This is a genomic window from Ruegeria sp. HKCCD6426 (assembly GCF_057221115.1).
The window spans coordinates 141878-168087 of record NZ_JBWVBF010000001.1; the positions used below are offsets into that span (position 1 = coordinate 141878).

22 protein-coding genes are annotated in these 26210 nt (G+C 57.6%); 12 read left to right on the plus strand and 10 right to left on the minus strand.

The features are described 5' to 3' along the window. Positions 1–76: 76 nt before the first annotated feature. Complete coding sequence (locus AC2TDA_RS00700) at positions 77–562, minus strand: acyloxyacyl hydrolase (RefSeq protein ID WP_480847731.1); 486 nt, start codon at positions 560–562, stop codon at positions 77–79. 195 nt (positions 563–757) lie between these two features. Between AC2TDA_RS00700 and ychF the strand changes: the two genes are divergently transcribed. Then, the gene (gene ychF, locus AC2TDA_RS00705) at positions 758–1855 is read left to right on the plus strand and encodes a redox-regulated ATPase YchF (protein WP_480847730.1); all 1098 of its coding nucleotides are present in this window, start codon (positions 758–760) and stop codon (positions 1853–1855) included. Positions 1856–1909: 54 nt separating this feature from the next. On the opposite strand, the gene AC2TDA_RS00710 is transcribed toward ychF, so the two are convergent. Next, positions 1910–2419, minus strand: a complete 510-nt coding sequence (locus tag AC2TDA_RS00710; RefSeq protein ID WP_480878303.1) for an ester cyclase — start codon at positions 2417–2419, stop codon at positions 1910–1912. 165 nt (positions 2420–2584) lie between these two features. On the opposite strand from AC2TDA_RS00710, the gene AC2TDA_RS00715 reads away from it, so the two are divergent. The 5 genes from AC2TDA_RS00715 (at position 2585) to AC2TDA_RS00735 (ending at position 9489) form a co-directional block, all read left to right on the plus strand. Further along, the gene (locus AC2TDA_RS00715; protein ID WP_480878305.1) at positions 2585–3466 is read left to right on the plus strand and encodes a LysR family transcriptional regulator; all 882 of its coding nucleotides are present in this window, start codon (positions 2585–2587) and stop codon (positions 3464–3466) included. Positions 3467–3551: 85 nt separating this feature from the next. Next, positions 3552–5255, plus strand: coding sequence for an NAD(P)H-dependent oxidoreductase subunit E (locus AC2TDA_RS00720; RefSeq protein ID WP_480878307.1), 1704 nt, complete (start codon positions 3552–3554; stop codon positions 5253–5255). A 13-nt stretch (positions 5256–5268) separates the two neighbouring features. Beyond that, complete coding sequence (gene fdhF / locus AC2TDA_RS00725) at positions 5269–8052, plus strand: formate dehydrogenase subunit alpha (protein ID WP_480878309.1); 2784 nt, start codon at positions 5269–5271, stop codon at positions 8050–8052. 116 nt (positions 8053–8168) lie between these two features. Then, positions 8169–8984 (plus strand): cyclase family protein, encoded by an 816-nt coding sequence (locus AC2TDA_RS00730; protein ID WP_480878311.1) that lies wholly within the window; start codon positions 8169–8171, stop codon positions 8982–8984. Further along, positions 8968–9489 carry a thioesterase family protein gene (locus tag AC2TDA_RS00735; protein ID WP_480878313.1) on the plus strand — a complete coding sequence of 174 codons (522 nt, stop codon included), beginning with the start codon at positions 8968–8970 and terminating at the stop codon, positions 9487–9489. Before AC2TDA_RS00730 ends, AC2TDA_RS00735 begins: the two co-directional genes overlap by 17 nt. A gap of 23 nt (positions 9490–9512) precedes the next feature. Here AC2TDA_RS00735 and AC2TDA_RS00740 read toward each other — a convergent pair whose 3' ends face one another. The 3 genes from AC2TDA_RS00740 to AC2TDA_RS00750 all read right to left on the minus strand — a co-directional run bounded on the left by AC2TDA_RS00740 (position 9513) and on the right by AC2TDA_RS00750 (position 16789). Continuing rightward, positions 9513–13601: a translocation/assembly module TamB domain-containing protein gene (locus AC2TDA_RS00740; protein ID WP_480878315.1), complete on the minus strand. Its 4089-nt coding sequence runs from the start codon at positions 13599–13601 to the stop codon at positions 9513–9515. Beyond that, complete coding sequence (locus tag AC2TDA_RS00745) at positions 13601–15406, minus strand: autotransporter assembly complex protein TamA (RefSeq protein WP_480878955.1); 1806 nt, start codon at positions 15404–15406, stop codon at positions 13601–13603. Before AC2TDA_RS00745 ends, AC2TDA_RS00740 begins: the two co-directional genes overlap by 1 nt. Positions 15407–15565: 159 nt before the next feature. Next, positions 15566–16789 (minus strand): urate hydroxylase PuuD, encoded by a 1224-nt coding sequence (locus AC2TDA_RS00750; protein ID WP_480878317.1) that lies wholly within the window; start codon positions 16787–16789, stop codon positions 15566–15568. A gap of 95 nt (positions 16790–16884) precedes the next feature. On the opposite strand from AC2TDA_RS00750, the gene AC2TDA_RS00755 reads away from it, so the two are divergent. After that, positions 16885–17808 (plus strand): LysR family transcriptional regulator, encoded by a 924-nt coding sequence (locus AC2TDA_RS00755; RefSeq protein WP_480878319.1) that lies wholly within the window; start codon positions 16885–16887, stop codon positions 17806–17808. Here the strand turns inward: AC2TDA_RS00755 and uraH are convergent. Then, the gene (gene uraH, locus AC2TDA_RS00760) at positions 17805–18161 is read right to left on the minus strand and encodes a hydroxyisourate hydrolase (protein ID WP_480878322.1); all 357 of its coding nucleotides are present in this window, start codon (positions 18159–18161) and stop codon (positions 17805–17807) included. The two genes, AC2TDA_RS00755 and uraH, sit on opposite strands and share 4 nt — an antisense overlap. A gap of 164 nt (positions 18162–18325) precedes the next feature. On the opposite strand from uraH, the gene puuE reads away from it, so the two are divergent. Beyond that, the gene (puuE, locus tag AC2TDA_RS00765; RefSeq protein ID WP_480878323.1) at positions 18326–19744 is read left to right on the plus strand and encodes an allantoinase PuuE; all 1419 of its coding nucleotides are present in this window, start codon (positions 18326–18328) and stop codon (positions 19742–19744) included. Continuing rightward, the gene (locus AC2TDA_RS00770) at positions 19741–20229 is read left to right on the plus strand and encodes an ureidoglycolate lyase (protein WP_480878325.1); all 489 of its coding nucleotides are present in this window, start codon (positions 19741–19743) and stop codon (positions 20227–20229) included. The genes puuE and AC2TDA_RS00770 overlap by 4 nt, the downstream gene beginning before the upstream one ends. A 21-nt stretch (positions 20230–20250) precedes the next feature. Here AC2TDA_RS00770 and AC2TDA_RS00775 read toward each other — a convergent pair whose 3' ends face one another. The 3 genes from AC2TDA_RS00775 to AC2TDA_RS00785 form a co-directional block, all read right to left on the minus strand. Beyond that, positions 20251–21237 (minus strand): type I glyceraldehyde-3-phosphate dehydrogenase, encoded by a 987-nt coding sequence (locus tag AC2TDA_RS00775; protein ID WP_480878327.1) that lies wholly within the window; start codon positions 21235–21237, stop codon positions 20251–20253. A 51-nt stretch (positions 21238–21288) separates the two neighbouring features. Further along, on the minus strand, positions 21289–21615 hold the full coding sequence (locus AC2TDA_RS00780; protein WP_480878329.1) for a hypothetical protein: 327 nt from the start codon (positions 21613–21615) through the stop codon (positions 21289–21291). 80 nt (positions 21616–21695) lie between these two features. Next, the gene (locus AC2TDA_RS00785) at positions 21696–22529 is read right to left on the minus strand and encodes a bifunctional allantoicase/(S)-ureidoglycine aminohydrolase (protein ID WP_480847715.1); all 834 of its coding nucleotides are present in this window, start codon (positions 22527–22529) and stop codon (positions 21696–21698) included. A gap of 165 nt (positions 22530–22694) precedes the next feature. On the opposite strand from AC2TDA_RS00785, the gene AC2TDA_RS00790 reads away from it, so the two are divergent. Continuing rightward, positions 22695–23051 (plus strand): hypothetical protein, encoded by a 357-nt coding sequence (locus AC2TDA_RS00790; protein WP_480878330.1) that lies wholly within the window; start codon positions 22695–22697, stop codon positions 23049–23051. A gap of 17 nt (positions 23052–23068) precedes the next feature. Here the strand turns inward: AC2TDA_RS00790 and AC2TDA_RS00795 are convergent, their stop codons facing one another. Beyond that, positions 23069–24004, minus strand: coding sequence for a 2-hydroxyacid dehydrogenase (locus tag AC2TDA_RS00795; RefSeq protein WP_480878332.1), 936 nt, complete (start codon positions 24002–24004; stop codon positions 23069–23071). A 128-nt stretch (positions 24005–24132) separates the two neighbouring features. Here AC2TDA_RS00795 and AC2TDA_RS00800 point away from each other — a divergent pair, with 128 nt between their 5' ends. Beyond that, positions 24133–25368: an acyl-CoA dehydrogenase family protein gene (locus AC2TDA_RS00800; protein WP_480878334.1), complete on the plus strand. Its 1236-nt coding sequence runs from the start codon at positions 24133–24135 to the stop codon at positions 25366–25368. Positions 25369–25378: 10 nt separating this feature from the next. Continuing rightward, a complete protein-coding gene (locus tag AC2TDA_RS00805) occupies positions 25379–26179 on the plus strand; it encodes a thioesterase family protein (protein ID WP_480878337.1) in 801 nt (266 codons plus the stop codon). Positions 26180–26210 lie beyond the last annotated feature (31 nt).

Below are 26210 nucleotides of genomic sequence, written 5' to 3' on the forward strand. Positions count from 1 at the left end.
ATGTCCTTGCACTCGGGTTTGGACCTGATGTGCAGAAACTTTGCGTGAAAATCAATCCCACAGCATAGGCGAAGGTTTAGAATGCGAAGTGATATCTCAAGAGCAATGAGTTTACGCCTGGATTTTCTTCCTGCGTGCTGGCATTGGATTTATGAGTGACGGCCATGGAGATTTTGTTGCCGTTGTTTAGTGTATAACCTAGGCCTAAAAGGCTGCGGATCTGAAAGCTGCCGCCCAGATCGTTCAGTTCGTCGGCCTCGCTGAAATATCCGGGCATGACGCTGCCCTCGATAAACCAGCGGTTGGAAAACGCGTAGATCCCGATCAGGCCGGCTCCGATGTGGGTGTCGCCTTCCGTGTCCACGGACAGGGCAGCCCCCCATGTTGCGCTGAATCTGGTGGCCTCATGAAACGGCTTATGCTGGTATTCCAGTGAAAAGATCGCCTGATCGTCGGATTGGCTGTCAGAAAAGTCGGCGTAACCCGCACCAAAAACCAGAGATTGAGCATGCGCGGATGTGGAGGCCGCCACAAGTGCAGCCGTAACGATGAGAGATTTCATTTTCTTCACTACTTAATTGCTCTTAACCTTTACGTGGGAAGCTTAGGGTGCAGTTTACAATCCGCGCAAGTTCACGAGATTCCAACATTTTTGTGATGTTGCAAAAATGGACATCCCCGATGTTCCTTCTGTCTTGCTTGCGTATCAACGCGGACCTGCATAGAAGCAGCGCTCGAATGGTATCAGGAGGCCGTCATGGGCTTTAAAATGGGAATCGTGGGTTTGCCGAATGTGGGCAAATCGACCCTCTTCAATGCGCTGACCAAAACCGCGGCTGCGCAGGCGGCAAATTTTCCGTTCTGCACGATCGAACCCAATGTGGGTGATGTCGCGGTTCCTGATGACCGGCTAGACAAACTGGCGGCGATTGCCAGCTCGAAACAGATCATCCCGACACGCATGACCTTTGTAGATATCGCTGGTCTGGTGAAGGGTGCATCTAAAGGTGAAGGGCTGGGCAACCAGTTTCTGGCCAATATCCGTGAGACCGATGCCATCGCCCATGTGCTGCGTTGTTTCGAAGACGGTGATGTGACCCACGTGGACGGTCGCGTCGATCCCGTTGCCGACGCCGATACCATCGAGACCGAGCTGATGCTGGCCGATTTGGAAAGCATCGAAAAGCGCCGTGCCAATCTGGTGCGCAAGCTCAAGGGCAATGATAAAGAGGCGCAGCAGCAGGAACGCCTTTTGGCAACTGCACAGGCTATGCTTGAAAATGGCAAGCCCGCACGTCTGGTTGAGGTGTCGGACGAAGACGCCAAGGCATGGAAGATGTTGCAACTGCTGACCACAAAGCCGGTTCTCTACGTCTGCAACGTGTCCGAGGAAGAAGCCGCCGAAGGCAACGAATATTCCGCCCGCGTGGCCGAAATGGCCGCGGCTCAGGGTAATGCTCATGTGATCATCAGCGCTAAGATCGAAGAAGAGATCAGCCTGCTGGAAGATGACGAGGCGCAGATGTTCCTCGAAGAGATGGGGCTGGAAGAGCCCGGCCTCGACCGTCTGATCCGCGCTGGATACGACCTGCTCAAGCTGGAAACCTACTTCACCGTCGGCCCGAAAGAGGCCCGTGCGTGGACCATCCGGACAGGCACCGCCGCGCCACAGGCCGCAGGTGTGATTCATGGCGATTTCGAAAAGGGATTCATCCGGGCCGAAACCATCGCCTATGCCGATTTCATCGCCGCTAATGGTGAACAGGGGGCGAAAGAGGCAGGCAAGATGCGGGCTGAGGGCAAGGGGTACATCGTCAAGGATGGCGATGTGCTGCACTTTCTGTTCAATACCTGAGAAATGCGGGAGTGCCCGGTTTATTCGGGATCGGGCACAACAAACCCGGTGGCTCTAGTTGCCGATCCCAAGCTGCTGTCGCAGTGTGAAGAAATCCCAGACGACCCAGCTTTCCGCTATCTTACCATTGGCGATCCGGTCAATCTGAACCCCGGTCCAATCAACCGAACGGCCAGAAGCGGGCAGTCCAAGATAAGAACCGTTTTGGGTCCCGAAAAAACGCCAGTGGGTGGACACGCGGTCGCCTTCGGCGGTCTGCCCAAAAATCTCGACCTTGAGGTCGGAGAAAGCCCTATGATTGTCCTCAACGATGCCGACCCAAGTGGTCAGGTTTATGCTCCCTGTGTCGCCGTTCGCCAAAGGTGCTTGATGGTTCTGATAGCCATCGGCGAAAATTGACTCGTTAATGGCGGTACCCGCAGCCCACATTTCAACAGCCTGCCGGGAAAGGTTCTTAGCTACAGAAATTTCATTCTCTTGTGCCACGGCACCTCCTCCTGACGAAAAAGCAAACAACGCCAGCACGCTGATACGTACAACCAAGCCGAAACGTTCACTGACCATTGACGTCCTCCGCCCATCATGTCGACTCCGGTTCACGATAGCGCGCTCTAAGTAAAAGAAGAAAGTGCAATTCAAGACTCAGCGCGATAACCGGGCCACAACTAGCCTTTCACCGCGACGCAAACGCGCTACTGTGCGTCGGGCCAGACTTTGGGACACCGCCGCATGATCGAAATCCGCGACCTGCAACTGCTCAGCGCCTTGGCGCGGCATCGTCATTTTGCCAAGGCCGCCGAGGAATGCGGGATTTCTCAGCCCGCGTTCTCCATGCGCATTCGGAATCTTGAAGACAGGTTGGGGGTCTCTATCGTCCGTCGGGCCAACCGGTTTCAAGGGTTGACCGAAGAAGGCGAGATGATGGTCCGCCGTGCCCGTCGTATCCTTGATGATGCCAAGGCGTTGGAGCAGCAGGTCCTCGCGGCGCGAGGCGAGATTACGGGAACATTGATTTTGGGTGTTATCCCAACCGCGATTGCCTTTACCGGGCGGCTGATCAAACACTTGCAGCAAGCCCATCCGCGTATTCTGACACGTATCGAAACGATGTCGGCATCGGCCATTCAGCACCGGTTGGATGAAGGCAGCCTGGATGCGGGTATTACCTACGGAGACAGCATCGGCACGGACTTGCGGCTGGTGCAGCCGCTATATGAAGAGGCATACGTGCTGCTCATCCCGTCTCATATGACAGACAAAACCGGATCGATACCCTGGGCTCGCGTAGCCGAGTTTCCTCTCAGCTTGCTTGAGCCACAGATGCAGAACCGGCGCATCTTGGACAGGATATTCGCCGAACAGGGCCTGCACCCGCACGTCGTGGCCGAAACAAGCGGCTTTACCGCCTCGATGGTCATGGCGCGCGAGGGGTTGGCGGCTACAGTCGTTCCCCGCGTTCTGGTGCGGGCGCTGGGTGACCTCAAGGGGACGAAGGTGCTGCCTCTGGTTGATCCCGTTGTCAGTAAGCCGATTTGTTTGGCGACTTTGTTGCGTGATCCGGAATTGCCCACTGTCGAAGCGTTGCGGGCTGTTGTGACGTCTTTGCGGTGATAAGTTGTCGTTATCGTGCGATTGGATTTGGCGATTTGACGATATGATACTCTGATGAGACACGGAGCCTCAATCGGAGGGCATCATGGCACCATTAGACACCAAGCCATCAGGCGCACCCAAGGGCGTCTGGAAGTCAGGTAAAGGCAAAGGGCGGCACACGCCCAAAGGCCGTCAGTTCACGGATGAGGCGCAGGCTGAGATTCATCGCCTGCTGGGCGACCGCCCGCGCCGCCGCGACCTGCTGATCGAATTCCTGCATTTGATTCAGGACGAACACGGCCATATCAGCGCCGACCATATTGCCGCGCTGGCGGTCGAGATGCGGATCGGACAGGCCGAGATTTATGAAACAGCGACCTTCTATGCCCATTTCGATGTGGTGAAAGAAGGCGAGACGCCTCCGCCCGCGCTGACCATCCGTGTCTGTGATTCCCTGTCCTGCGAAATGGCCGGTGCCCAGCAGTTGCAGAAGGCGCTGGAAGACGGTCTGGACCCGGCTGAGGTCCGCGTTGTCCGCGCGCCCTGTATGGGCCGCTGTGACACCGCTCCGGTACTTGAGATTGGCCACAACCATATCGACCACGCGACCCCTGAAAAGGTGCAGGCCGCGATTGCTGCCGATGACACCCATGCACATCTGCCTGATTACGAAGCCTTCGCGGCCTATGAGGCAAACGGTGGCTACGCCAAGCTGAAAGAGCTGCGCGGCGGCGGCGATTGGGAGAAGGTGCAGGAAGATGTCCTGTCCTCAGGTTTGCGTGGTCTGGGCGGGGCAGGCTTCCCGTCCGGCAAGAAATGGGGCTTTGTTCGGATGAACGAAGGTCCGCGCTACTTGGCCGTAAACGGGGATGAAGGCGAACCCGGCACGTTCAAGGACCGCTATTACCTGGAGCGCACGCCGCATGTCTTCCTCGAAGGCATGCTGATTGCCGCATGGGCGGTCGAGGCCGAGACCTGCTTCATCTACATGCGTGACGAATACCCGGCGGTTCTGGAAATCCTGGCGACAGAGATTGCTGCGCTGGAAGACGCCGGAATCGTCGAGAAAGGTTATATCGACCTGCGCAGGGGTGCCGGTGCTTACATCTGCGGTGAAGAATCCGCGATGATCGAGTCGATTGAGGGCAAGAAGGGCCTGCCGCGCCACCGTCCTCCGTTCGTGGCGCAGGTTGGGGTCTTTAACCGCCCGACTTTGGTGCACAATGTCGAGACGCTCTATTGGGTCACCAAAGTCTGCCGCGAGGGGCCAGAGTGCCTCAACAGCACCGAAAAGAACGGCCGTAAGGGTCTGCGCAGCTATTCGGTCTCGGGCCGTGTGGCGAAGCCGGGCGTCTATCTGCTGCCCGCTGGCTCGACCATTCTAGACGTGATCGAAGCGGCTGGTGGCATGGCCGAAGGCCAGATCTTCAAGGCCTATCAGCCGGGCGGTCCATCCTCGGGCCTGCTGCCTGCGTCGATGGATGACATCCCGCTGGATTTCGACACGTTGCAACCGCATGGCACCTTTATCGGCTCTGCCGCCGTGGTGGTTCTGTCCGATCAGGACACCGCCCGCGACGCGGCGCTGAACATGCTGCGCTTCTTCGAGGACGAAAGCTGTGGTCAGTGCACGCCGTGCCGTGCGGGTTGCGAAAAGGCGGTCAAACTGATGCAGGCCGACAAGTGGGATCAGGACCTGCTGGAAGATCTGTGTCAGGTCATGGGCGACGCGTCGATTTGCGGTCTGGGGCAGGCGGCCCCGAACCCGATCCGTTTGGTCATGAAACATTTCGCTGACGAAATCTGAGGGAGACAGAGCCATGCTTGATGCAAGCCCAACCAAGACCGTCACCTTCAACCTGAACGGCGATGACGTCACCGTGCCCGAAGGCACCACGATCTGGGACGCGGCCAATGGCCAGGGCCTGATCATCCCACACCTGTGCCACAAACCGGCGCCGGGTTACACACCGGACGGCAACTGCCGCGCCTGTATGGTCGAAGTGGATGGCGAGCGCGCATTGGTCGCCTCCTGCGTCCGTCCAGCGGCGGAAGGTATGGTGGTCAAGACCGACACCGACCGGGCCGAGAAATCCCGCGCCATGGTGATGGAGCTGCTGGTCGCGGACCAACCCGAAGTAGCACACGACAAATCCAGCCATTTCTGGGACATGGCCAAGCTGAACGATGTCAGCGGCAGCCGCTTCCCTGCGAAAGAGGCCGAGAAAATCCCGCTGCTGGATGACAGCCACATAGCGATGCGCGTAAACCTTGACGCCTGCATCAACTGCAACCTCTGCGTCCGGGCCTGCCGGGATGTGCAGGTGAACGATGTGATTGGCATGGCCGGCCGCGGGCATACTGCGCAAGTGGTGTTTGATCAGAACGATCCGATGGGCGATTCAACCTGTGTGGCCTGTGGTGAATGTGTTCAGGCGTGCCCAACGGGCGCGCTGATGCCTGCCACAGTGCTGGACGACAAGCAACAGGGCGACAGCAAGGACTATGACAGCGAAACCGAAAGCGTCTGCCCGTTCTGCGGTGTTGGGTGTAAAGTCACGCTCAAGGTCAAGGACGGCAAGGTCAAGTATGTCGAGGGCATCAACGGCCCCGCCAACGAAGGCCGCCTGTGCGTCAAAGGCCGCTTTGGTTTCGACTACATCCACCACCCGCACCGCCTGACCAAGCCGCTGATCCGGCGCGAAGATGCACCTGCCAAGGGGCTGAACGTCGATCCCGGCAACATCAGCACCCATTTCCGCGAAGCGACCTGGGAAGAGGCGATGGATCTGGCCGCCACGAAACTGAAGGCGCTGCGCAGGGATGACCCACGCAATGTTGCAGGCTTTGGCTCGGCCAAATGCACCAACGAAGAAGCCTATCTGTTCCAGAAGTTCATCCGTCAGGGCTTCAAGCACAACAACGTCGACCACTGCACCCGCCTGTGTCATGCGTCGTCGGTGGCTGCGCTGATCGAGAACGTGGGCTCGGGCGCCGTGACCGCGACTTTCAACGAGATCGAAAATGCGGATGTGGCGATCATCATCGGCTCGAACCCGATCGAGAACCACCCCGTTGCAGCGACCTATTTCAAGCAGTTCACCAAGCGTGGTGGCAAACTGATCGTGATGGATCCGCGTGGCGTTGGCATGCGCAAGTTTGCCGATGAAATGCTGCAATTCCGTCCGGGTGCCGACGTTTCGATGCTCAACGCGATCATGAACGTGATCGTCGAGGAAGAGCTGTATGACAGCCAGTATATCCATCGGTGGACCGAGAACTGGGAAGCCGAGAAAGAGCACCTGCGCGCTTTCACACCCGAGAAGATGTCCGAGATTTGCGGCATTGAACCGGATCAGCTACGCCGCGTAGCCCGCACCTTTGCGCAAGCCAAGGCCGGTTTGATCTTCTGGGGCATGGGCGTGTCGCAGCACATCCACGGCACCGACAACTCGCGCTGCCTGATCTCGCTGGCTCTGATGACCGGTAATGTGGGCAAACCGGGCGCAGGTCTGCACCCGTTGCGGGGCCAGAACAACGTTCAGGGCGCGTCTGACGCGGGCCTCATCCCGATGTTCCTGCCGGATTATCAGTCGGTGACCGATGACGGCATCCGTGCGAAGTTCAACGACGTGTGGGATTCCGAGGACTTCTCGAACGAGAAGGGCCTGACGGTTACTGAAATCATTGATCAGGCCTACGCCGGCAATATCAAGGGCATGTACATCCAGGGTGAGAACCCGGCCATGTCCGACCCGGACGTTGGCCATGCGCGCGAAGCGCTGGCCAAGCTGGAACTGATGATCGTGCAGGACATCTTCCTGACCGAGACGGCGAACTATGCCGACATCATCCTGCCGGCCTCGGCGCTGTATGAAAAGAACGGTACGGTGTCGAACACCAACCGTCAGGTACAGCGTGTGCGGCCAGCCGTGACCCCTCCAGGGGAGGCGCGTGAGGACTGGAAGATCACCGTTGAACTGGCGCAGCGGATCGGGCTGAACTGGGATTACACAGATGTGTCTCAGATCTTTAACGAAATGAAGCTGACGATGAACTCGCTCAACAACATCACGTGGGAGCGTCTGGAGACCGAGACAATCACCTACCCGTCGCTAAGCGAAACCGACCCCGGTCAGGCGATCGTGTTTGGCGATGGATTCCCGCGTGCTGATGGCAGGGCCAGGTTCACCCCAGCCAGCGTCATCCCGCCGGATGAAGCGCCGGATGACGAATACCCGATGATCGCTACAACGGGGCGTCAGCTGGAACATTGGCACACTGGGTCAATGACCCGCCGGTCCAACGTTCTGGACGCGGTGGAACCCGAGGCCAACTGCTCGATGAACCCTCGTACGCTTAAGCTGATGGGGATCGAACCGGGTGAGATGATCCGTCTGACCACCCGCCGCGGGACCATCGAGATCATGGTACGGGCCGACCGGGCCATCGCCGAGGATATGGTGTTCATCCCATTTGCCTACGTCGAAGCGGCGGCGAATATCCTGACCAACTCGGCCATCGACCCCTACGGTAAAATCCCCGAGTTCAAATTCTCAGCGATCCGGGTCGAAAAAATCGAGGGCGCCGTCGCGGCGGAATAATTGTACTACCACTCACACAGCAGGATTAGGCGGCCCAGAAGGGTCGCCTTTTTCAATTCTTGACAGCGGGTTGCGTGCGGCCAACCCTAAGGCGGTTGCTAAGCACGGAGGTGTTCATGGCGCGCCGTTTTGTCGATTTATCCGTTCCGTTGGAAACCGGCATCGTGTCGGATCCGCCGATCATGCTGCCCGAAATCGAATATCTTACCCACGATCAGACCGCCGAGCAGGTTATGGCCTTCTTTCCCGGTTTGAAGAAAGAAGACCTGCCCGGTGGCGAAGGCTGGGCTATCGAACGGCTGCAGATTGCAACGCATAACGGCACCCATCTAGATGCGCCATACCACCATCATTCCACAATGAACAAAGGCGAACGGGCGATTACAATCGACGAGGTACCTCTGGAATGGTGCATGAACCCCGGCGTTAAACTGGATTTCCGTCATTTCGAAGATGGGTATGTTGTCACCGCGGCGGATCTCGAGGCCGAATTCAAACGCATCGGTCATGAGTTGCGGCCGCTCGACATCGTCGTGGTCAATACCGCTGCTGGAACGCGTTACGGTGAGCCCGACTATTTGATGAAGGGATGCGGGATCGGGCGTGAGGCGACGCTGTATCTCACGGAACGCGGAGTTCGCGTGACCGGTACGGACGCCTGGAGCTGGGATGCTCCGTTTCCCCTGACAGCACAGGAATATGCCGAGACGCGCGATCCGTCGATCATCTGGGAAGGGCACCGTGCCTCGATGGACATCGGCTACTGCCATATCGAGAAGCTAACAAATCTTGAAATCCTGCCACCCACCGGATTCGAGATTTCCTGCTTCCCATTCAAGATCAAGGGTGCATCTGCTGGCTTCGTTCGGGCCGTTGCGATTTTCGATGATCAAAACGAACCAATAGGGACAAAGGATGCAGGACAATTCTAAGCCCATTGGAGGTCATGATGGCCCGTACGCCGCACCGGTTGAGGTCAGAGGTTTCACGGTGCAGCCAGAATGGATCGATTATAACGGCCACATGAATGTTGGATTTTATGGTGTCGTTTTCGATATGGCCTTCGAGAAGGTATTGGCCGATCAACTGGGTCTGGGGGAAGCGCAGGTGCAGGCATTGGGGCAGGGGCCGTATGTCCTACAGTCGCATCTGCATTTTTTAAATGAGATCAGGGCTGACGGAGATTTTCATTTCCACTTCCGCATGTTGGACGCTGATCAAAAGCGCGGCCACTATTTCGCACAGTTGCTTTCCTCCGCGAGTAATCAAGTATGCGCGACGCAGGAAGTAATCTTCATGAATGTCAGCCATGCCACCGGGCGTTCAACCGCTTATTCCGGATGGGCGGTCGAGCGTTTGGCGCAAATGGTCGAGGATCATAAATACCTGGAAGCTGCACCCCAGATCGGCCAAACAATCGGTATTCGACGAAAGTAAGAACCGTCGCGCTGTTCCGACGCTTAATAGTCTCGCTCGAAAAACAGGCCGATACCGGTTTCCCCGCGGCCATCCACTGTGCCCTTAACGGTGAAATTGTCGGTAACATCCAGATTTAGGTTCACCTCGGTATCACCTTCCGTGTTGACGGTGAAATCCGTATAGAGGTTATCGCTCAGGTAAGCGCCCGCGCCCAACCGGCCCGCTCCGCCTTCCGAGGTGCCGATGTCGACGTTGTCCAGCCCGGTGGCCTCGCGTACGCCCTTGGTTGAATCGCCGCCTGCGCCGCTTAGCTGCGCCAGCGATGCCGCCATCTGGGCTATGACAAAGGGCGACAGCTCGGAAAAGCGGTTGCCGAACAGGAGTATGGCCAGAGCTTCTTCGGTTGGGCGTTCAGGTTCGGAAAAAACTTCAACTTTGGGCGAATCCAGCGGTCCGGCGATTTCAATCGTTGCTGTTCCATCTGATGTACTGGTTGAGGATTCGAACTCGATATAGGGCGTCAGGTCCCCTTGTAGCGTCACCAGTCCTTTGGTCAGCGCCAAGCGACGACCAAGTATGTCGATGTTACCGCGAATAAGCTCGATCTGGCCGGACGGAACAACCGAAGCCGTTGTTCCGCCTATCTGGATACGGCCGCCCAGTTCCGCATTCACACCGCGCCCTCTCACAAAGACCGCCTTGGGTGCTAGCAGTCCGATGTCCAGCGAGATGCGCGAGTTGTTTTTGCTTTTCTCTTCGGTTTCGACCAGTTGCGCACGCTCGCGGGTTACAAAGCTGGCGTTGCTTTCGTTCACATGCACAATCGGCGGAATAGGCGCCGCGCCAACAGCCCCCCCCGCCGCGGCGAGATTGATATTAGTCTCTCCGAAATTGATCTGACCGGCCAACGCGCTGTTGCCTGCGAGCGCTCCGCTCAGCGCGATCTGGCCATTTAACGTTGTATCATAAAGCAGGTCATCGGTTAGGACGAGGTCGTTGAGCGCAGTGGTGATCTGGGCATTGAACGGTGGTGTCAGGTCGACCGGTCCACTGACAGTGAAACCACCCCCTGCGCGTAGCCCGCCCTTCAATGAAATCGTGGCCCGGCTTTGTGCGATGTTGACCGATCCTTCGATCCCTTTGATTGTCTGTGTCACGCTGGGTACCGCTACGGTCGTGCCCGAGGTTGAAATGGTACCACTCAGCGCGTCAAGAGACGGGGCGCCCTTCAGGACAAGGTCGAATTTCGCTGTGCCGTCGATATTGTTGGGCGAAATGAAAGCGTTGATGATCCCGATATTCACGCCACCTTGCATGGTCAGGTCCGCTGTGCTGCTACCTTCGTCGAATGTTCCGGCTACGGTGGTATTGATCTGGGCCGGACCATCCGCTTTTGCATCAATTGTCCAGACGCCTGCATCTCTGCGGGCGGAACCGTTGGCTGATACTGTGCCGGGGAACTCGGGCACGAACCGCTCAATTCGGTTAAAACGGCCTTCGAAATCCAAATCTGCCGACCCGTTGGATTCGACTGTGCCGGTCAGATTGGCATAAGAACTGTCGGGGCCTTGCAGACGAGCAGAGCCTTCCAATCCCGACCCAGTTGGCGCGACATTCCCATCGAGCTTCATCGCGCCGGAGAGAGTAGGAGAAAGGCGCCCCAAATTGTCCAGTTCGGCCGAAAAATCCAACCCGCCTGCGTCGCGGTCCAGTTGACCTGACGCCGTGGCAGTCAGCGCAGTGCCGTTCAGGCGGAACGTGCGGATGTTCAGACCCTGATCGTCGTTCACCGCATCAACGGCCAGAGTCGTGCGTCCTTGGATTAGCTCGTCCACCAGTTCAATGCCAGTTGCGATGTCGTCGGCAGAGACATTGCCCTTTATATCGAAGAGCTTGCTTCCTTGAGCAGCTTTTCCGGTCACGTTTGCGGTGACGGACCCGGCCAGATCGCGCTGTGCAATTCCCGAAAACAGCGACAGGTCAGGTGCGTTCGCTCGGGCCTGACCGTCGACGCTCAGGTCGCCGGTCAGATCGTCGATAGTCGCTGCAACCTGTGCGTTCAGGGCGTTGCCGTTCACCGTGGCGTTGCGGATGGTGATTTGATCACCGGTTCGGGCACCGTCAAGTTCAATTGCGACGCGGCCTGCCAGCAACGGATCGAATTTGGCCAGCCCGGTCTGGATATTGTCCCCGGTGACACTGGCAGTGCCATCGAATTCCAGCGATTGGACCGATCCTTTGCCTTTCAATTGTGCCTGAACTGCCCCGCTTAGGTTCTGTTGGGCCAGACCTGAAAAAATCGACAGGTCACGCGCATCGACACTGGCCTGACCGTCTATGGTCAGGTTGCCGCTAGGGGTCGTAACGTCACCGCTTGCCTGTGCGGTAAGCTCTTCGGACGTGATCGAAAAATCGCGGATTGTGATGCCGTCCGAGTCGCGCTTGCCGTCCAACGAGATTTCGGTTTCACCGTCGATCACCGGGTCGATGTCATTGCGACCCGTCGAGAGGTTGCTACCGTTCACCACCGCTTTCCCGTCGAAACTACCTTCGAGCGGCGAACCGGAGCCTTGAATACTGACCGAAGCCTTGCCACCCAGATCTAGCTTGGCCAATTCCGAAAACCGCGAGAGTTCCGAGGCCTGGAGCGAAGCCGACCCGTCAACCTTCAATCCGGTGGCCAGGCCGTTGATCAGTGCATCAGCAGCAAGCGTGTAATCGCTGCCAACCAGCTCAAAGCCGGAAAGTTGCAGCGATTGGTCAGCCCCGTAGTCGAATTGACCGTCCAGCGTCACACGGTCCCCTATTGCGGCATTCAGTGCCGGGTCGGACATATCTATGCCGTCCAGCGCAGCTTGCAGATCTCCGTCGATGTTCAGGCCACTGCTTTGGTCCAGTGTGCCCTGACCGGTGATCCGCGCGTGGTTCAGGTTCAATTGCTCGGCCACGACGCTGTTGGCCGTCAGGCTTAGGTCCCACAGGTTGCCGTTCTTGGCGTCGAACAACGCAGAGATCTGTGCCGCGCCGATGGAAGTCTCGCCACCACTGACCGGTAGAACGACGCTGTCGCCATCCGGGGGTGTGATACGGCCTTGCAGAGCCATTAGTTGCAGTTTTCCGCCCGGCGCGAGGCTGAGCTGGCTTTCCAACTTCAGCGCTTGAGAGGTGATTTCGATGTCGGAGATGTCCAATCCGCCATCGGAATGCGTCTGTCCGTCAACGAACAGCTTTGTATCCGTACCAAAGAACATATCCATGCTCTCGGCCAAAAACGGTGTCAGATCGCCGCCGAGATCTGCAGTGAACGCGATGCCGTCGCTTGCGCTGGCAGCTGCCGTCGGGGCGGCCCGCAACCGAATCTGACCTGTCACACGCGGCTGATCATCACTGCTCAGCCCGATATCGGCAGTGAAATCCGTGATGGGACCGGATCCTTTTGCCGCCAATCCGATTGGGGGGGCGTCGGGGATGTTCAGGGCCGTCGCAATCAGCCCGCCAGAAGCTTCGGCCACGGTCAGGTCGAGGTCGATCTGGCGACTTTCGTTGTTGAATCCGGCGGTCAAATCAATTGTGTCTCCCGCGCGGTCCAGCCTGTCGATATCCAGTGTTGTTTCCAGCGCTCCGTCGGCAAGGGACAGGTTTCCGTTTACCTGTAACTCGGCAGCGACACCGATAAGAGGTTCGCCCAGCGATAGATCGTCGATACGGAGCTCGCCGATCTCGATCGCGACCGGCAGTTCAGGCAACTGAAAGGGCTGCGTTTCAGCGGAAGGCGGCGGCGTGTCCTTGGTTGTCGTTCCCGGCGTGCGCGCGATGTCGATTTCCTGAGCCGTGAGGGCGTTGACCGAGAACCGTCCGCGGATCAGGGCCAGCCTGTTCCAGTCCAGTTCCGCATTCTTGATGGTCAGCCAAATGCCCTCGTCATCTGCAACGGTGATCTCTTGAATTGTGGCGCGTGAACTCAGTGCGCCCTGCAGGCCAATGACACGGACATTCTGATCGTCACCCGACAGGGTATCCTGCAGGAAACGTTCGATCATGCTGCCACCGTCTTCGTCCTGCGCCACAAGCGGTACAGGTACGGCGATTGCCACCGAAGTGAGCAACAAAGGATATACAGCGCGACGCATCAAAAGGCCTGTCCGATACCGATATAGAACTGTAACCCATCACCGGTACTACCTTGAACCGGGAAAGCCAGATCAAACCGCAAGGGGCCAAAACCACCCAGATCATAGCGGATGCCCACACCGGCCCCCGCGTGATATTCGGCCCCGCTGCCGATAAATGACGATGTGTCTACAGTTCCGTAATCATAAAATCCCACAAGAGAAATCGCATCGGTAACGCGGCCACGGACTTCGCCAGACAAGCCAATAAACGACTTGCCGCCCGCCACACCGGTTCCGACCGGAATGCCGAGGCTTTCAAAGGGTTGACCACGTACTGTACCAGCGCCGCCCGAGAAAAACAGAAAGTCCGGTGTGACGCTATCGGCTGGAGGCCCGATGACCGAGCCAACTTGCGCCCGGCCTGCCAGAACCAGTCGACCACCGGTACCCAGATCGTTGTAAACCCGACCGTCAACAAACAACCGGATGCCGGTGTCAGTCCCGGAAAGCCCGACGAACGGCATCGCTTGGGAATCCAGATAAAACCCTCGTGTGGCGCTTATTTTGCTGTCACGTTCATCCCATTCCGAACGCAACGGGATAATAAAATACCTGAACTTTCGTCCAGAGCCATAGGCGTCATCAGCGTCCGAATACTGAAAACCCGCTGAAGCCTCGGCATAGAGCCGGTCAGAGAATGTGCGCCGGGCACCATAAGCAAGCGACGCCACACTTACATTGTAGTTTTCGGTGTTGCGCCGTTCCAGCAAGGCGTTCCAGAACGTGCTGTCATCCGGGCCCAGCCTGTCGGGTTGATCAAGACGTAACCCGATGCGGCCATCAAGGTCCTCGGACCCGCCAATATTGCGGAGGGCGGCCTCGAATCGCAATCGCTCGGCCCGACGGAAAACATTTCGATGCGTCCATGTGGCGGTCACATCCACCCCATCGCGCGAGGCAATCTCGACGCCGAAAGTCAGGCGACGTGGGGGCAAATCTTCGAAGGTCGCGTCGAAGTCCAGTGTTCCGTCAGGGTTTGGTGTCTCCCGTTCCCGGATCGAGACAGTGCTGAATGTGCCCGTACGTCGCAGCCGCGTGCCTACCTTTTGCAGCTCCTGCGGGGAGTAGACTTCTCCAGACGGGAAGCCTGCGATCTTTTCAATGGACCGGTGGCGCACTTTGCTGTCGCCCTGAATGATCATCTTGCCAAATGTCAGACGTGGGCCCGGAGCCAGATCGATTTCGGCATCAAGCCGAGCTTGCGCATGGCGGGCAATGATCTTTTGGTCTTCGACTTCCGCCTTGGCATGGCCGAAATCTTTCCATCCCTGCACCCCGGCAGAGGTGGCTTGTTGAACCGCGCCTGTGGTTGCCAGTTTGCCGGTGGCGAACTCTTCCGGCAATTCAGTGCCCGGCGCCAGCGGTTGCACGACGGCTGTCCCAAAGCGGTAGGTTGGTCCGGGTGTAATGGAAATTACCGCACTTTTGAACTGAGTCGGAGCGTCGAGCGAACTGATTTTTGCGGCTTCTTGCCCGTCCAGCTTGATGCTGACGACCGGACTGAAATAGCCCTCGTCATACATGATCTGTACGATAGTCCGATAATCGGAAAGCGCTGCGGACAATATTTCGAGTGAGGTATCAAGCCCACGCGAGTCTGCGGTGTAGACCGACGAAGTTTCCTCTAACCGGTCAACCAATTCCGTCGAGGCGCCAGGGGCCGAAAGTGTGATTTCCAGTGCAGTGGCAACATTCGGGACAAATGTGACTGCTGCTCCAAGCAGCCAGTATCCCAGAACACCTCGCGGCCTGTTCCCTGTCATCGCGTAGTCCCAACTGCCCCAAGTCGAAATCTTTTTTGCCGCAATGAACTTGGTAGCGGCGTGTTTCATTCATCTTAGAACATCTGTTGGCATTCAGGGGAAGTACTTATCGGTCAGAGCAAAGTGATTTGTCTGCTATGTGATCCGCTGGGTCCGGTTTTACAGGCCGACACCCTGGACCCAGCGAATGATGGCTTCGCGGTCCTCTGGTTCCATATAGGTCACATTTGCAGGTGGCATGGCGTGCGTGACGCCTGCCTGAAGGTAGATTTGCTTGGCGTTGCGGGCGATATCGCCTTTGGTTTCCAGCAGAACGCCCTTGGGCGCCCAGAGAATTCCTTCCCAAACCGGTTCACGCGCGTGGCACATGGAGCAGCGGCCCAAGACAATGTCATGTGCTTCTTCAAACCCGTCCGCGGCCGCAAATTTCTGTTCGTAAGGTGTAAGGGGCTGAAGCTCGGCCTCTTCCAAGGGCTTGTACATTGGGGCAGTCGACAACCACATGATAGCAATGAACAGCAGGGCAGTGACCAGCCAGGTCCAGGTCGGGTTGCCTGCACGGGCGTGGCGCGTGTTGAAATAGTGCCGGATGGTCACGCCCATCAGGAATACAAGCGCCGCGATGATCCAGTTGTATTCGGTCGCAAAGGCCAGTGGGTAGTGGTTCGAAAGCATCAGGAACACGACCGGTAAGGTCAGATAGTTGTTGTGGGTCGAGCGCAGCTTGGCGATCTTGCCGTATTTTGGATCGGGCGTGCGCCCGGCCTTGAGGTCATCCACAACGATGCGCTGGTTCGGCATGATGATGAAGAACACATTTGCCGTCATGATCGTGGCCGTGAATGCGCCCAGATGCAGCATCATCGCGCGGCCGGTGAATATTTGGTTATAGCCCCAGCCCATGATCACCAGAAGCACGAATAGCAGCACCATCAGCAGGGTCGGGCGCTCACCCAAACCGGATTTGCACAGGAAATCGTAAACCAGCCAGCCGATGGTCAACGACGCAGCCGAAATCAGAATGCCCTGCCACAGCGCCAGATCGGCTTTCTGCGCGTCGATCAGATACAGCTCTCCGCCGACCCAATAGACGATCATCAGCAACGCAGCGCCGCTGAGCCAAGTGGCATAACTTTCCCATTTGAACCAGGTCAGATGGTCCGGCATCCGCTCAGGGGCCACCAGGTATTTCTGGATGTGATAGAAGCCTCCGCCGTGTACCTGCCACTCTTCGCCGTCGGCAGGGCCGGGGATGTCGCGGTTCAAACCAAGGTCCAACGCGATGAAATAAAAGGATGATCCAATCCAGGCGATAGCTGTGATCACGTGCAGCCAACGCACGGCAAATGCCATCCAATCCCAGAACACGGCGAAGTCGTACATAGAAAGCTCTCCGATTGCTTGCCGTCACACTAGGCAAACGGGCTTTTCTTCGGTATTCCCGTATATTGTCAAACTGTATCAAAAAAAACGATAAGATGTCCTATCTCGACAATATCCGCACCTTCGTCAGAGTTTACGATCTGGGCAGCATGTCCGCCGCAGGTCGGGATCTGCGCATCTCGCCCGCGGTGACGTCGGCGCGGATTTCTCAGCTCGAGGATCATCTGGGCGTGCGCCTGTTTCAGCGCACGACTCGAAACCTGAGCCCGACGGAACAGGGCCGGGCTTTCTATCCCGGTGCAGTTTCGGTGCTGGATGCGGTGGATGAAGCCGAGGCGAAAGTCATACACTTGACCGAAGCACCGCGTGGGTCGCTATTTGTCGCTGCACCGCTAGGGGTGGGGCGTCGATTGCTTGCCCCGCATGTGCCTGATTTTCTGTCGGAATACCCCGAAATCGATGTACGCTTGCGGTTGACCGATCGGTCTGTCGACCTCACGACCGAGGGGTTGGATCTGGCGTTTTTCATCGGCCAACCTGAAGACAGCACCCTGCGCATCCGTAAAATCGCAGATTGCCAGCGAGTGCTCTGTGCTGCGCCCGATTATGTGAAAAAGCATGGGATGCCGGAAACCGGTGCAGACCTGATCTCGGCTGGGCATGAATGCCTGAATTTGCGTTTTCCGGGTGCAACCGAGTTTCAGTGGCAGTTGGAAACGCCCGAGGGCCCCAAGCGTTTCGCTGTGTCGGGGCGGTTTGAATGTGACGATGGCGATGTGCTGACCGATTGGGCCTTGTCCGGCCAAGGCATCGCCATGAAGCCCATGTTCGAGGTGTCCGAGCATCTGAAAACAGGAAAACTTGTTGCGGTAGCAACGGAATCCCCGCCGGTTTCAGTGCAAATGGCATGCCTCTACACCCACCGCCGCCATCAGGACCCCAAGGTGCGTTTGTTCATGGACTTCATGATTTCGCGCATCAGCAAAGTTGTGAAAAGCGTCGAAGCCAAAGCTGGTTAGCTGCCGCGATACGTTGAATACCCATAGGGGGATAACAGCAGCGGCACATGATAGTGGGCGTCAGGGTCGGACATACCAAACCGGATCGGTACCTCGTCCAGGAAGAGTGGATCGTCCCCGTCCTGACCGGTTGCGCGCAGATAGTCCCCGGCAAAGAAGATCAACTCGTACGTGCCGGTTTTGAAGACTTCCAGCGGCAAGATCGGGCTGTCAGTGCGACCGTCAGCGTTGGTCTCCATCTCTATCAGCTTCCGGTGAGAATCTCCGGACACCTCATATAGCACGATTTTCAGCCCCTGGGCCGGACAGCCGCGCGCCGTATCCAGAACATGGGTCGTCAGATAGCCTGCCACGGTCATCTCCTTTGATTTGCTTTTTTGGTTTGCCACAGTCTGGAACAAACATCAAAACAGAGGAAATGCCGAAAGAACCGGAAACACCGTTCGGATTGATTTGATAATCAAACGTGTGTTTCTAATGTAAGGCTGTCGAAACCCAAACCGGAATGGAAGACAACATGCAGCCCTCTCGATATCCTCGTGACATGATCGGATACGGCGCCAACCCGCCCGACGCACAATGGCCGGGGGGCGCAAAGCTGGCCGTTCAGATTGTGCTGAACTACGAAGAGGGGGGCGAAAACTGCGTTCTTCATGGTGATGCCGCATCCGAAGCATTCTTGTCTGAAATCGTGGGCGTGGCGCAATGGCCCGGCCAGCGCCATTGGAACATGGAATCGATCTATGAATATGGCTCACGCGCCGGGTTCTGGCGGTTGCACCGGCTGATGAAAGACCTTCCGGTCACCGTTTATGGTGTTGCAACGGCTTTGGCGCGCTCACCGGATCAGGTGGCCGCGATGAAATCCGCCGGGTGGGAGATCGCCAGCCACGGTCTGAAATGGGTCGAATACAAGGACATGCCCGAAGAGGAAGAGCGCGCCCAGATCGACGAAGCGGTTCGCCTGCATACCGAGGTTGTGGGCGAACGGCCCCGAGGTTGGTATACGGGGCGCTGTTCGGAAAACACGGTCCGACTGGTGGCTGAGGAAGGGGGGTTCTCCTACGTCGCTGACACTTATGCCGACGATTTACCCTATTGGATGCGGATCGGCGCGCGGGATCAGCTGATTGTTCCATATACATTGGATTGCAATGACATGCGCTTTGCCACGCCTCAGGGGTTCAATTCCGGCGACCAGTTCTTTGCGTATCTGAAAGATAGTTTCGATGCGCTTTATGCGGAAGGCGAGGCTGGAGCCCCCAAAATGCTATCTATCGGTCTGCACTGCCGTTTGATCGGGCGACCGGGCCGCGTGATGGCTCTGAAGCGTTTTCTGGACTATGCGCAAGGGTTCTCCGACGTCTGGTTTGCCACGCGATTGGAAATCGCCCAGCACTGGGCAGCAACGCATCCCGCCGCGACACGGGCAAGACCATCGCAAATGGATAAGGATGCCTTTGTTTCTACCTATGGCGGGGTTTTCGAACATTCGGCCTGGATTGCCGAGCGTGCATTCAACCTTGAGTTAGGACCGGCGCATGATACTGCCGGCGGGCTTCACAATGCCCTAACCCGAATGTTCCGCACTGCGTCCGAGGACGAGCGGTTGGGCGTACTGACCGCACACCCCGACCTTGCCGGCAAGTTGGCGCAAGCTAAACGGTTGACGCAGGAAAGCACGTCCGAGCAGGCTTCGGCCGGTCTGGATGCTCTGACAGATGACGAAAGAGAGACGTTCACGAAACTGAATACGCAATATGTGGAAAAATTTGGTTTCCCTTTCATTATCGCCGTTCGGGACCATGACAAAGCTTCGATCCTGCAAGCCTTTGAACGACGGATTGATCAGGATCGTGAGACGGAATTCGCCGAGGCCTGCCGCCAGGTCGAACGTATTGCTGAGTTTCGGTTGAGAGACTTGTTGCCGTCATGACGCGGCGGGTCGTGATTGAGCTGATTTCCGCGGAAGCATTTGCGCCATTTGGGGATCTTGTCGAGGTGTCTGGCGCGCCGGACAAGATTATCAATCAAGGGTTATGCGGGCGGTATCATGACCGGGCTACGCTGGATTTTGGCGATGGTCGCGCCGGGATCAGCCTGTTCGATGCCAACCCTCGCGCGCTACCCTATCACCTCGACATGGTCGAGCGACACCCGGACGGCAGCCAAGCCTTTATCCCGATGACGCATCAGGCGTTTCTTGTCATTGTTGCGCCGGATGACGGAGGGAAGCCGGGTCAGCCACGCGCCTTTGTGACCCAACCGGGGCAGGCAGTGAATTATCATCGTGGAACATGGCATGGTGTCCTGACGCCGCTGCATGGACCAGGGTTGTTTGCGGTTGTTGATCGGATCGGTGGCGGCGCCAATCTGGAGGAGCATTGGTTTGATGTGCCTTACGAGGTCGTTGCGAGCTGAGGCTAGGTTTCTCCCGGTCGGTCAGCTATTGGCCATCAGCTGGGCAACATCCAGCATGCGAGCAGAGAAGCCCCACTCATTGTCGTACCACCCAAAGATTCGAACTTGATTCTCTCCGACCATGCGTGTTTCGGGGCCGGCGATGACAAGGGATTCCGGACGTGTGCGCAGATCAGAGGATACCAGCGGCAGATCGGTCCATCCCAGAACAGGTGATTGGTCGATGGTTTTGCGTAGGGCTGACAGCAAGGCCGCAGGCGCCATACTGCGTTCAAGCGTCACCACGAGATCCACCGCCGAAACGCTGGCTGTAGGGACACGGACAGCCGCACCCGAGATGCGCCCTGCAAGGTGGGGCAGGATCTCGTCAATCAGATGCGTGGCGCTGGAGGTCGTGGGCACCATAGACAGTGCACCGGCCCGCGAACGGGCCAGATCACCGCGTGGTGCGTCGACCATCGGTTGGCTGTTGGTATAGCAATGGATGGTCGTCATGTGGGCGGTGGCGACGCCGCCGATCTGGTCCAGAACCGAGACCAGCGAAGCCAATCCGTTGGTGGTGCAGGATGCGTTTGATACGATCCGTGCATTGCCCAGTTTATCTTCGTTTGCGCCCAGAACGACAGTGACTTCGGCCGCTGGGGACGGGCCTGAAATCAGGATTTTGCCAGCGCCAGCCGTCAGCCCCTGACTGGCCACATCCGATGTTCGCGCGATTCCAGTGCAATCCAACAGGACGTCAACATCTGAAAGATCAACACGCGTCAAATCCTGACTGTGAGTCATTGGAAAGCTGCGCTCGCCGACCTCCAACGCCTCGTTTCCCTGCACTACATCACCGGGGTAGGGGCCAAAGGTGCTGTCGTATTTGAAAAGATAGGCGCAGGTCTCCAGCGGCGCGATATCGTTGATCAGCACCACTTCGATATCCGTGTCCTGAGGCAAGGCCAGAACCTGCCGAAGGATCGTGCGGCCTATACGGCCGAATCCGTTGATCGCGAGTTTCATGTGCAAGCTATGGCAGGCTGCACCGCTGACCTCAATGCCAGTTGACCAGACTTATGAACCGCAGCTGACTTGCGAGAAAAACTGGCCGGAAATGTTCTGGTACATGCTGGAAAAGATCACTTTGCACCCGGTTGCTTTCTGAATCGCAGCGATAGCCTGCACGGTGCGCAAGCGCGGCGGTGGACCAAACGGGTTCAGGTTGTTGTTATCACGCGTCGCCCTGTACACGACCGGTTCGTCCGATACCTGAGTTATCGCCCAGGTGCGGCTGAGGACGTTGACGGTTTTGGTTTCTTCCTTGGCTACAACGGGTGCCGCGACAATGGCTGTCAGACCAATCGCGGTTGCCAGAGCCAGAGGTGCTAAGCGCAGTCGCATCAAAAATCTCCAGTGCTGAAAATCTGATCTGATTTCAACAGATTCAGCCGCTTCTGTGAAGCCCTGATGCGACTTACCCCTTAACGCCCCGAAAGTGACAGCGGCATGTGGCGGTTCACATCCTTGTACAGAAGGTAGCGGAATCGTTCGGGTCCTCCTGCATAGCACGCCTGCGGGCAGAAGGCGCGTAGCCACATGTAATCGCCGGCCTCAACTTCGACCCAGTCCTGATTGAGACGGTAGACAGCCTTCCCTTCGAGTACGTAAAGGCCATGTTCCATCACGTGGGTCTCGGCAAACGGGATCACACCGCCGGGTTCGAACGTGACTATGTTCACGTGCATGTCGTGGCGAAGGTCCTGCGGATCGGCAAATCGGGTGGTGGCCCAGCGTCCTTCTGTACCCGGCATCGGCGTCGGGGCGATATCGCGTTCGTTTGTGATGATGGGGTCAGGTACTGACAGGCCGGGGACAGCTTCGTAGGCCTTTCGGACCCAATGAAAACGGGTGACTGCATCGGCACGGTTACGCAGGGTCCAATCACTGCCCGGCGGGATGTAGGCATACCCGCCCTCTGCCATAATGTGCTCTTCGCCGTTCAATGTCAGCGTGACGACACCTTCGACTACAAAGATAACGCCCTGCGCCTTTGGGTCGGTCTCCGGCGTGTTGCTGCCACCGCCGGGCTGAACTTCCATGATGTACTGGGAAAAAGTCTCAGCAAATCCACTGAGCGGACGGGACAGAACCCAGAGCCGTGTGCCTTCCCAAAAGGGCAGGAGGCTGGTGACGATGTCGCGCATCGTGCCTTTGGGGATGACCGCGTAGGCTTCGGTAAACATGGCGCGGTCGGTCAAAAGCTGGGTTTGATCAGGGTGTCCGCCGCTGGGCGCATAATAAGTGGGGTGTACCATCATAGCCTCGGAATTCTGTTTCGGGCACTATGGAGGGATCGCGGCGCCGGGCCTAGCATCGGCATCACGATAGGTTTGTTCGGGATTATTTGAAGGTGGGCTTGGCCCCCCTCGTCGCGCGGTATATCCTTGGTTGCAAATTGATTTCTGAATAGCGAGGCAAAGATGAAGGCCCGGAACATTATTACAATGGCGACACTGGCGGTGTTTGCAGCCGCGGGTACGGTTCAAGCTAAGTCGCTTTCGCGAATCATCGCGGAAATGGGGTTGAGCCCGGCAGATTTCGAAGTGGTAAACGCGACTTCGAACGCTATGCTTTCGAGCGGCACCCCAAGCGTTGGAAAAGAGCGTAGCTGGGTCAACGAGGATACCGGCTCGAAAGGAACGATCCGAGTGCAGAATGTGCAGAACAATTGCGTTATTCTGCAGCATTTCGTTCAACCTGCCGGGGCTGATGCGTCCCGCGAGATCAGAACGCGGCGCTGTAAGGATGCAAGTGGTAACTGGTTGTTGGCCCCGTAACCGCGCCAGAGTCCTGATCAGTACCCGCGCGCCCTGTCCACTTCGTGCAGCAAAGGGGCGCCGGCCATCAGGTTCTGAAAGTTGTGGGCAACGTCTGACAGAGCATCACCGAGATACCAGCCGGACACGTGGGGCGTGATCGTGACGCCCGGATGGAGCCAGAGAGGACTGTTTGAGGGTAAGGGCTCCTGACTGGTTACATCCAGAACTGCATGACCGGGGGTACCAATGTCCAGCGCCGCAACAAGCGCACCTTCGTCAATCAGATCTCCGCGCCCAGCATTCAGCAGCTGGCTACCAGGTTTCATCCCCGCCAGCATGTCAGAGTCAAACATTCCGATCGTGTCCGGCGTCGAAGGCAGTATTGCACAGACATGATCGCATTCGCCTAATATTTCCGGCAGGGCATCCAAGCCGTGGAGACACGTGACTCCGTCTATCTGTTTTGGCGAACGGCTCCACCCCAGAACCTTGAAGCCCACGGCGTGCATCATACGAGCCGTACGACCACCGATGTGGCCCAAGCCTAGGACACCGACAACGGTTTCAGGCGAAAATATAGGCGCTTTGGGTGCCCATTCAGCCCGTTTTTGAGCGGCTTCATGAAACGTCATTTGGCGTTGGGTGCGCAGGACATAAGCAAGGAACCACTCGGCGATGCCTTGCGCTGGTGCATCGGGCTTCAGGCGGGTGATGCGCATGTTGTCGGGCAGAGCAGGGTTGCCGAGAATTGTCTCGACGCCGGCACCCAGCTTCTGCACAAGTTTCAGATTGGGAAGCTTCGTCAGGTGATCGTCACGCAGACCAACAACCGCGACCATTGTGATCTCATCGGCATTGCCAATTGTATCGGCCGTCCGCACGTCCAGATCGGGGGCCGTTTTGCGAATATCACGGGCGATGTCTGCATCGCTCATCCAGTCGGACAATCCGGCGTCAATCAACAAAGCCATCTTTTGGCTCCTTCTTTTCAAAATGGGCAGAGTGACGTTCCGTCACCCAACTGGACAGTGTGCGGGCAGCTAAGCCATCCTTTTGCCAAAGGTAAAGCCCACCAAGGGCCTCCGAGGAGGATTTCGCGATGACCATGACATTCGGACTGCGCGAGGAAAACCGCGCTTTGCTGCAACGCGTGGCGGATATGATCCGTGCAGAGATCATGCCTTTGGAGCAGGAATACCAGGCCGAGGTCAACAAGGGTGACCGCTGGCAGTACACTCAGCGGCAGACCGAGATCCTCGAAGGGCTCAAGTCCAAGGCCAAGACCGCCGGGCTTTGGAACTTTTGGCTGACGGACAGCGATAAAGGATACGGCCTGTCCACAGTCGAATACGCCTACTTCGCCGAAGAGATGGGCAAGACACCCTTAGGCGCCGAAGTCTTCAATTGCTCAGCTCCGGATACCGGCAACATGGAGGTGTTCGAACGTTTCGGAACCGAGAAGATGAAAGAGCAATGGCTTCGCCCTTTGCTCGACGGTCAGATCAGGTCGGCCTACCTGATGACTGAACCCGACGTCGCTTCTTCAGATGCGACCAATATAGCGATGAGTTGTGTGAGGGACGGCGGCGAATATGTGCTAAACGGCGAGAAATGGTGGGCGTCCGGGGCCGGTGATCCGCGGTGCAAGGTCTATATCGTGATGGTCAGAACCGCCGGGGACGAACAACCGAAACACAAGCGTCAGTCGATGATCGTGGTACCTGCTGACTCGCTGGGGATTGAGGTTTTACGCCCAATGGAAGTCTACGGCCACGACGATGCGCCCCATGGGCATATGCATATCCGGTTCACTGATGTCCGGGTACCCGCCGAGAATATATTGCTGGGCGAGGGGCGCGGCTTCGAGATCGCGCAGGGCCGCTTGGGGCCTGGGCGCATTCACCACTGCATGCGGGCTATCGGACAGGCAGAGATCGCGCTGGAACAGATGTGCAAGCGGTCGCTGCAGCGTGAGGCATTCGGCAAGAAACTGGCGCATCTGGGTGCCAATTTCGACATCATCGCGGAATGTCGAATGGAAATCGAAATGGCGCGTCTGTTGTGTCTCAAGGCGGCTTGGTACATGGGTCAGGGCGATGCGCGCGCTGCGGCCCCCTGGATCAGCCAGATCAAGGTCATCGCACCGCGTGTCGCCCTGAAGGTGATCGACGAGGCCGTTCAGATGTTCGGAGCACAAGGGATAAGTCAGGATACGCCTCTGGCCAACGCCTGGACCCATGTCCGTACGCTGCGGTTGGCCGATGGGCCGGACGCGGTCCATCGCCGGCAGGTGGCCCGGGCCGAATTGAAGAAACACACGCAGGAAAAGGTCTAAAGCGAAGACAATGCAGGACGATCCGAACAAGATGCCCTATTTTCAGCTGCGCGATGACGGCGCCTTTGTCGGCAATGATCCGGCGCGGGGCCCATGGTCGGCCAACCATTGCCATGCGGGGCCCGTCAGCGGGCTGATTGTGCGCGCAGCGGAAATCGAAGTGGGGCCGGACAAGATGTTGACCCGCTTGACGGTAGATCTGTTGCGGCCACTGCCGCTGGCTGGATTGCGCGTCGCTGCGGAAACCACGCGGCATACCAAAACGCTGGCTACGACCCGTGTGACCGTGCACGATCTGGATGACACGCTATGCGCCACTGCGACCACAATGCACGTTGTGCGCAGGGATCTGGGTTCGGTTCCAAATCCGCAGACGTCTCATCCGGACATGAATGCGGTTGTCGAAGGCCCGTTCCCGCTAAACCAATTACGCCATGACTTGTCCGGGTTTGCCCATTTTGCCGATGTACTTTACCCAAAAGGTGGCAACCAGGGCGCGGGTCCAAAGACGATCTGGATGCGTACTCCGCAATTGTTGCAGGGCGAAATGCAGTCTCCTATCCAATCGCTCTGTGCGCTGGCGGATTGCGGCAATGGGATTTCCTGGAACGCGCAGCCAACCGAAATGGGATTCATGAACACGGACCTGACGGTGAACATCCACCGCGAACCTGTTTCGGACTGGATGGCCTCTGAGTCGATTTCTCATTGGCAACCGACAGGAGTCGGTATGTCTCAGGCAGTCCTGTATGACACTCAGGGACCAATCGGAACAGCCCTGCAGACTTTGGTACTGTTCCCGCCAGGTTGAAGTAAACCGGCTGGAAACTGCGCTTTTGTTT